At 60.1% G+C, this 7,689-nt stretch carries 9 protein-coding genes; all 9 read right to left on the bottom strand.

Annotated features, from left to right (window positions below; translation table 11 throughout):
* Positions 1-742 precede the first annotated feature (742 nt).
* The 9 genes from HYT87_17755 to HYT87_17715 all read right to left on the bottom strand — a co-directional run bounded on the left by HYT87_17755 (position 743) and on the right by HYT87_17715 (position 7,688).
* Complete coding sequence (locus tag HYT87_17755; protein MBI2061590.1) at positions 743-1,855, bottom strand: PilZ domain-containing protein; 1,113 nt, start codon at positions 1,853-1,855, stop codon at positions 743-745.
* 65 nt (positions 1,856-1,920) lie between these two features.
* Positions 1,921-2,520 carry a hypothetical protein gene (locus HYT87_17750; protein ID MBI2061589.1) on the bottom strand — a complete coding sequence of 200 codons (600 nt, stop codon included), beginning with the start codon at positions 2,518-2,520 and terminating at the stop codon, positions 1,921-1,923.
* On the bottom strand, positions 2,517-2,777 hold the full coding sequence (locus HYT87_17745; protein ID MBI2061588.1) for a hypothetical protein: 261 nt from the start codon (positions 2,775-2,777) through the stop codon (positions 2,517-2,519). The genes HYT87_17750 and HYT87_17745 overlap by 4 nt, the downstream gene beginning before the upstream one ends.
* The gene (locus HYT87_17740; GenBank protein MBI2061587.1) at positions 2,777-3,232 is read right to left on the bottom strand and encodes a cytochrome c-type biogenesis protein CcmH; all 456 of its coding nucleotides are present in this window, start codon (positions 3,230-3,232) and stop codon (positions 2,777-2,779) included. The genes HYT87_17745 and HYT87_17740 overlap by 1 nt, the downstream gene beginning before the upstream one ends.
* Positions 3,229-3,846, bottom strand: a complete 618-nt coding sequence (locus HYT87_17735) for a redoxin domain-containing protein (GenBank protein MBI2061586.1) — start codon at positions 3,844-3,846, stop codon at positions 3,229-3,231. The genes HYT87_17740 and HYT87_17735 overlap by 4 nt, the downstream gene beginning before the upstream one ends.
* Positions 3,843-5,816 (bottom strand): heme lyase CcmF/NrfE family subunit, encoded by a 1,974-nt coding sequence (locus tag HYT87_17730; protein ID MBI2061585.1) that lies wholly within the window; start codon positions 5,814-5,816, stop codon positions 3,843-3,845. The genes HYT87_17735 and HYT87_17730 overlap by 4 nt, the downstream gene beginning before the upstream one ends.
* Positions 5,817-5,834: 18 nt before the next feature.
* The gene (locus tag HYT87_17725; GenBank protein ID MBI2061584.1) at positions 5,835-6,257 is read right to left on the bottom strand and encodes a cytochrome c maturation protein CcmE; all 423 of its coding nucleotides are present in this window, start codon (positions 6,255-6,257) and stop codon (positions 5,835-5,837) included.
* A gap of 94 nt (positions 6,258-6,351) precedes the next feature.
* A complete protein-coding gene (gene ccsA, locus HYT87_17720) occupies positions 6,352-7,005 on the bottom strand; it encodes a cytochrome c biogenesis protein CcsA (protein ID MBI2061583.1) in 654 nt (217 codons plus the stop codon).
* A 5-nt stretch (positions 7,006-7,010) separates the two neighbouring features.
* Positions 7,011-7,688, bottom strand: coding sequence for a heme exporter protein CcmB (locus HYT87_17715; protein MBI2061582.1), 678 nt, complete (start codon positions 7,686-7,688; stop codon positions 7,011-7,013).
* Between the last annotated feature and the right edge of the window lies 1 nt (position 7,689).

The following is a 7,689-nucleotide window of genomic DNA, read 5'->3' as shown; positions in this document are numbered from 1 at the left end:
CGGTGGGACCGGCGCCGCCGCCCCCCTCTCCGGGCAGGCAGCCGCCTCCATCGGTGCAGGAGGCGAAGAGGGTGAGTAGTAAGAGGCAAGTGGTGAGTGGGAAGAGGCGGTGAGAGGAAGCGAGGAGCGATGAGGAGTGAGCGAGGACGCGGGCATAAAGCCCGCGGCTACCAGGATCAAGAGGAGCCGGCCTCGGGTAGCCGCACCCTTTATGGGTGCGTCTTCGGACGCGGGCATAAAGCCCGCGGCTACCAGGATCAAGAGGAGCCATCCTCGGGTAGCCGCACCCTTCATGGGTGCGTCTTCGGACGCGGGCATAAAGCCCGCGGCTACCAGGATCAAGAGGAGCCGGCCTCGGGTAGCCGCACCCTTCACGGGTGCGTCTTCGGACGCGGGCGTAAAGCCTGCGCCTACCAAGATCAAGAAGCGCCGGCCTCGGGTAGCCGCACCCTTTATGGGTGCGTCTTCGGACGCAGGCGTAAAGCCCCATGCCACGGAGGGCATGGGACCATGAGATGTCGCCGCGCCCAGGATGGCGCGGCATGTAACATGGCCTGCGCCTACCAAGATTTATTGGCGAGGACGGATCAGTTCTCCGGGGTTCTCCGGGGTTCTCCGGGGTTCTCCGATGCTCCCCCATGCCGTACCCTCCTTGCATCACTCCACATGCGTTGACGCATGGGAATGCTTTAGCCCATCTTGTTGCTGTTTGTCAAGTGGTTGTTAATCCTGACTAGATCGATTACCGGCCGGATTGTTCTTTGAGGGATTCGGTCTGGAACTTGAAAAGGAACTGGATGATTCTCTCGCGGATCGGTTCGGACATGTCCACAAACTGGGTCCGGAGGAAGAATTCTTTTCCATTCGGATGAGGCGATGACCCTAGCACGCGGCAATAGAACGTGATTTTGGAGTCCTTCTCCTGCGAATCGAGCTGAAGCTTGAACCACGCGTGATCGTTCTTGGCAAACTCCTGCGGTACTCGGAGCATCGCCCCGTCGCCGCTCAGGTTTGTCACCTCGCCTGAAATCATTTCCGCCTGGTCGTCGCCTATCACTCGGGCGACCTTGTCCCTGTCCTGAATTACTTCGGATGGAATCCTCTTGAACTTCGCGGGATAACGGATGTCGACCCGCACGTGTCCCCGCTGCTGCGTTACGTTCAATTTCTCCGAATGGTCGAGAATCAGTTTCTTGGGGTGCGGGATGCCCTGAACCTTCGTGGCGAAACCGTACGTCCCTTCTCCCGGCCTCGTGAAGACCGCATCCACCGGTTCGCCGTGACGGAAGAAAACCTTGTGCTCGATCTCGGGAGGTATCTGGATCGTGATCCCGAAATCGTCGACTTGAAGCACCACGGGCTTGAACTTGATCGGCGGCTTCCGATCGGTCAATTCAACTTCGAGGATTTGTTTTGGCAGGATGCTCCGGCTGCTCGCCACCTGCACTCCCTCCTTGGCTTTCGCAAAATTGAGCTTTTTGCGCAGAGTTCCAAGGATCTCGGCCTTCTCTTCCGAATTCGCGGCGCCGACCGTCTTGGTCCACATCGCCACAGCACGGTCGAACATGTTCTTCGACGTAAATATCCGGGTGACAGGACGGATCTTGCCGACTGCTACGATTTGATCCAAGATCGCGCGTTCATCCTTGTCCAGCTTGTTCACCTTGCAGGTGGCGGCGTATTCGGCAAGAATCTTCTGGTTCCGCTTCCGGGCTCCCACGAAATAGGCGATGCCGATTCCCACCCCCGCCAGTGCAACCAGCACCAGGAAGATGACCACCATGACAAGGAAGTCCTCGCCCCCGATCCCAATATTCCCGAAGGCTTCCAGAACGGGCGACCATCTCTGATCCACAGGGTTTTACTACACGCCCTCCCCCCTCCCATGCAAGTGCCTTGGGCAACGGGCGAGGAAGGCCTTCAGACGCGTTTCTTGAGGAAGAGGGCGGCGAGGGAAACGCCGAAGGCGACGGTGAGCAGGCGAAGGTAGATGGGGTTGAGGGGAAGTCTGGAGAACTCGATCACAAGAGGCTCGTTCCTTTTCGAAGCATCCACCACAAACGAGTAGTAGAGACCCTGGCCCAGCGACTCCAGCCCGTCGAACCGAGCATCCGTCACTTTCGGGGCCGGGCGCACGTGACTCGCAAAAATCTTCAGGTCGGTGGCGTCGGTATCTCTCGGTTTCTCAAAGCGGTAACTGCGGCCCAAGGTGCGAACTTGGTACCGCACGATGAGCGGCATGGCGCCCGGCTCGACTTTCGCGAAGTACCGCGTGTCGTCCAGCGCCGTGGGCGCCGGATCGGAAAACCCGTTCTGTAGCTCCACATTCCTCGCTCCCCGCGGCACGCTGAAGTTGAGCGAGTCCACGGCCCCCGCCGGAAAGATGACCTGGGTGACGGAAATCGCACCCTCTTCCACGTCCAACACCAGCATTTCCTTGCGGTATTGCATCATCTCTTCGGCGCGGGCCGATGAGACGGCCATGAAGATCAGGGCCACCCCATACCCGATCGTCCTCATTTCGATGACCCCTCCAACAACTCCCCGGCTCGGGACTCGTAATGCTTGCGCAGGCCTTCGTAGTCCGCGGCCGAAAGTCTGCCGGCATGAAAATCCAATTCGATTTCCCTGATTTGCTGGAGGACCGCATTGAGTTGCCAGTTCTCGGACTCCATTGGGGCAACCTTCTCCAGGGCGTCACGCCCGGTCAAAACCGGACGGGCGACCCAGAAGAACGCGGCTGCAAGAAGGGCGGCGCAAACAAGTAGAACAAACATCAATCCAGTACCTTCAGGGCTTTCCGAACGCGTTCCGACACCTCCGGCGACACCTCGCGGCTGACGATTTCGATGGGGCGTCGGTGTCGCTTCAGCCACACCAATACGGCCAGCAGTCCAAAGCCGAGGATCGCAGGTCCACCGATCCACAAACCCCAATTGAGGCCGCGCTTGGGTGGATCGAGCAGGATCCACTCGCCGTACTTCTGTTCGAGATAGGATTTCACTTCCTCCTCGCTCTTTCCCTTGCTCAGTTCTTCGCGAACAAACGTACGCATCTGCCCGGCCATGGAGGAGGGCGAATCGGCCACGGAGAGATTCTGGCAGACCGGGCACCGCAGGTCCTGAGTCAATGCCTTTACGCGCTCATCCATGGCATCTCCGGCGTTGGCGACCTGTGAAACGATGCAAGCTGAAACCAAGACCAAAGGAAAGATCCCGCGGATCGGTCTCATGGCATCTTCCCATGCACCGGCGCAGAAACAGAATGAGGATTCGATCCCTCCGCTCCCGTGCCATGCGATGCGAGGGGCGCCAACTTCTCAAGACCTGCTCGGAAGTTCTCAACGCTCACCGGACCCGTGATTTTGTCCGCAATGCGTCCCGATCGATCCACAAAGAACGTCTCTGGAACGCCGTAGACGCCATACGCAATCGACAGTCGGCCGTCCGTATCCACCACATTCGGGAAGGTCATCCCTTCCTCCGCAACGAATTTCTTCGCCGCCTCCGGCTCGTCCTGGATGTTGACCCCCAGAACATTGACCTCGCGCCCTTTGAAGTGCTGTGCGATCGATTCGAGAAGATCCGCTTCATCGCGGCAGGGCACGCACCAGGAGGACCAGAAATTGAGGACGACCGCCCTCCCCGCGTAGTCGGAGAGGCTGATTTCTTTCCCGTCCAAACTCATAAGGGTGAAGGCCGGCGCCGGTTGGCCGATCAGCGGCGTCGGAATGGACCTCGGGTCTTGCGTCAGCCCGTGCGCAAAAATCAATGTGAAGGCACCCGCCACGATCACCAGCGCGACCACTGCGATCCCCGTCCTCGATTTCACGGCAGTGGAGGTCACGCCGCCCCCGCCCCCGGTTCTCGCGCCGACACCGCGAGACTCCGTCCCGTGAACGCCCACAAGGCGCCACTCACAAGAATCAACCATCCGAGCCACACGAGCGACACCAAAGGCTTCACAAAGACCTTGAGCACCACCCACTCGCCGGCCTTGTCGTAGTCCGCCAGGACGACGTACAAATCCTCCGATGGAAACTGGCGCAACGCCACCTCGGTGGTCGGTTCATTCTGGTTGGGGTAGATCCGTCGCTCCGGGGACATTGCACCGAGGGGGGCTCCGTCGCGCTGAACGGCCAAGACGCCCCGGTAGGCGAAGTAGTTGGGACCGTGATCCCGATCGAGCCGTTCGAACCGGATCGAATAGTTCTTCACTTGCATGTCCGCTCCTGGCTTCAGATGCTTCTCCTCTTCCGTGTTGAAGAAGGAGCCCATGATGCCGAGGGCCAGGACCGCCGAACCCACGTGGGAGACGAACCCGCCCACTCTACGGCGCTGGCGAGTGACGACGCCGATGGCCGCATCCAGCGGCGGTTCCCCGTGGAGTCGCCGCCTTGCCCGGGTGCTCACGATCAGTTCCCAGACGAGCCCTGCGACCACGAATCCACTGAAGCCGACACCCAGGGCGAAAGGAACCAGAGGCTTGAACATCCAGGCGCCGGCCCCCGCAGCCGCCCCGGCGAGGAGCGGGATCCCCACGTTGCGCGAGAAACGGCCCGCGGAGGTCTTCCGCCAGGGAATCATCTGCGCTATGCCCATCAGTCCCAGCAGGACCAATCCCACGGGACCCAGTGCGGTGTTGAAGAAGGGGGCGCCGACGCTGATTTTTGTCCCACGAATCGCCTCCGTCACCACGGGAAATATCGTGCCCCAGAAGACGACGAAGGCGCTGCTTAGGAGAAACAGGTTGTTGATGAGCATGCTGCTCTCGCGCGAGACGGGATGTTCGATCTGCTCCTCCACCGGACCGCGCATCTTGGGCCGCTGAACGATGAGCAACATGAAACTGGCCACCGAGAGAACGCTCACGAAGGAGAGGAAAAACGGACCGATGTTGGACAGAGCGAAGGAATGGACAGACGAGATCACGCCGCTCCGCGTGAGAAACGTTCCGAAAAGCGTGAGGGCATAGGTCAGGATGATGAGGACGATATTCCAACCGGCCAGCAGGCGCCGGCGCTCTTGCACCATCGTCGAATGGAAATAGGCCGTGAGCGTGAGCCAAGGCATGAACGAGGCGTTCTCCACCGGGTCCCACGCCCAATAGCCGCCCCAACCCAATTCCACATAAGCCCAGAATCCTCCGAGTACCACGCCGGTCGTCAGACAGATCCAGCAAAACAAAGCCCACTTGCGGCTGAGGTGGATCCACAGCGGATCCATCCGGCGGTGGACGAGCGCGGCCATGGCGAAGGCGAACGGCACGGAGGTCCCGATCAATCCGGCATAGAGCATCGGCGGATGGATGACCATGAGCGGATGCTGAAGCAGCGGATTCAGGCCGCCGCCATCCGTGGGCACCGGGAAGAGTCGCGCGAAGGGGTTGCCCGCGAACGCGAGCGTGACGGAGAAGAAGAGAATGATGAGGCAGAAGATGGCGCTTGCCGTGCCGGCAAGCTCAGGCAGTTTCCTTCGCGTGGCGAGGATGGAGAACGTGCCGTAGAGCGATTGAACCCAGACCCACAGGAGGAGCGAACCTTCCTGTCCTCCCCAGAGGGCCGCGAACGTGTAGTACCACGGCATTTGCGCACTCGAATGGCCCGCCACGAACGACACGCTGAAATCCCGCAGCAGGAACGCCCCGGTAAGGGCGACCATGGCCAGCGTGAGAGTGCCCGCCGTGGCGAACAGGGCGCGATGGGCGGCCACGATGAACTCGGGCCGGTGGCGGATCTGCCCAAATACGGATGCCAGGATTCCGAATGCGGCCAGCGGAATCGTCAACAGGAGCGCGAAGTGCCCGAGATCCGTCATGAGGGCAGACAGAGACCCCTATTTTGTCTCAAAGTCAGGCTTGTGACCGGTGGGCGCGCCGTACACGGGTTTGTACTCTTCGGAATGTTTGACCATGATATTGTCCGCCATGAACGGCCCGCCGGGAGAGATCGTCCCCTCGGCCACCGCGCCTTTTCCATCTGTGAAGAGATCCGGAGGGGCGCCCTTGAACTCGACGTCCACCGATTGCGCTCCGTCCGTGATTCGGAAGGTCATCCGGAGGGTTCCGGGCTCCTTCACCAAACTGCCATGTTCCACCAATCCGCCCACGCGGATTCGTTCACGCATTTGATCGGAAGTCAGGGCCTTGATCTCGGTCGGCGTGTAGTAATAGACCATGCCCGTGCGCGTTCCTCGATAAACGAGGAAGACCACGGCCAGCACCGCCACGGCCAGGGCGATCCATCGGGTCTTGGTCACGATTTTCTCCTTCGGGTCAGCAAGAAGATCTCATAGGCGGCGATGAGGGTAAACGTCACCACGTAGCCCCCGATGATGTAGGACCAGCCACCGGTCACGACACCGCCCCCTGCGCCGCTTCTTTCTTCAGCGAGGCGGTACGCCGGACCATCCAGCTCGCGTACAACAAAATGAAGGCGTGAAAGTTGAGAAGCACCAGGATCATGATGGGCTTACCCACAAGCCCTTCCGTCCCCGGTCCGAACGAGGGCCCCTGATGGAGCGTTCTCCACCATTTCACGGAGAAGTGTATCAAGGGAATATCGAAAAACCCGATCAACGCATACACCGCGGAGAACCGGGCCCGCTTTTCAGGATCCTCGGAGAATGCGCGCAAGAGCATGTAGCCGAGAAAGATGAACAGCAGGATCAGTGTGGTCGTGAGCCGTGCGTCCCACGTCCACCAAACGCCCCAGACGGGCTTCCCCCAGATGGCGCCGGTCATCAGCGTGATGGCGTTGAAAACCAGTCCCGCCTCAGCCGAGGACGAAGCCATCCGATCCCATCGTTGATTCTTCTTCCACAGGTAGAGCGCACTGGTTAGGGCCATGCCCGTGTACGCCAGAAACGTCATCCAGGCGCAGGGCACGTGGAGATAGATCAGCCGGTAAAGCTGGCCTTGGTACGCCTCCGCCGGCGCCTCGGCAAAAGCCAAGTAGGTTCCCGCCCCGAGAAGCAGGTAGGCTAGCAACATGAGAAGTACACCCATCAGTCTTACCCCTCAATGATCTTATCAAAAATCACGACCGGAAAGGCAACGAACAGGATGTCCCCGGCCACGAGAAGCTCGATCCAGTTATTGAAACCCGTGCTTGTCATCAAGGTAGAGTCTTCCATAGCTGCCACCGCCGCCAATATGACCGGGATCAATAGGGGAAAAAGGAGCACGCCACCCAGGGAACCGGTAACCCCCGACTGGGTCAGCATCGCCGAGGTGAGCACGCCGAGCGCCGTGAACGCGACGGTGACCAGCAGATTGAGGACGGCAAACCATCCCAGGGTGTCGAGCGTCATCTTGTTGTTGAAGGTGAGAAAGAGAAGCATCAGCACCGCCTGGATCACGGCATGGCGGACAAAATAGGCGATGCACTTCCCGATGAAGATGCTGGATGTGTCCCGACATCCCAGAATGAGGGCGGAGAGGGTGCCGTTCTGCCTCTCCCGCTCAAAGATCCACAACGTGGACAGAAGGAGCAGGAAAAGTACGGTCACCCAGTAGGGGAGAAACAGGACCGCCGTCGTCGGCTTCTGGGCGCCGTGTCCACCGGCGAACGAGAGCCCAAAGATCAAGAGACACACCACGCCCAGGGTGATGAGCCCGAGCACTTCGCGGCGGGTCCGCCAATCCAACCGGATATCCTTGATCGCGATCCAGAGAGCCTGGGACAACATG

It is taken from the genome of Nitrospirota bacterium (assembly GCA_016180645.1).
Classification (GTDB): Bacteria; JACPQY01; JACPQY01; order JACPQY01; family JACPQY01; genus JACPAV01.
Note: the sequence above shows the minus strand (reverse complement) of the source record. Positions and strands in the feature narration are given on the sequence as shown.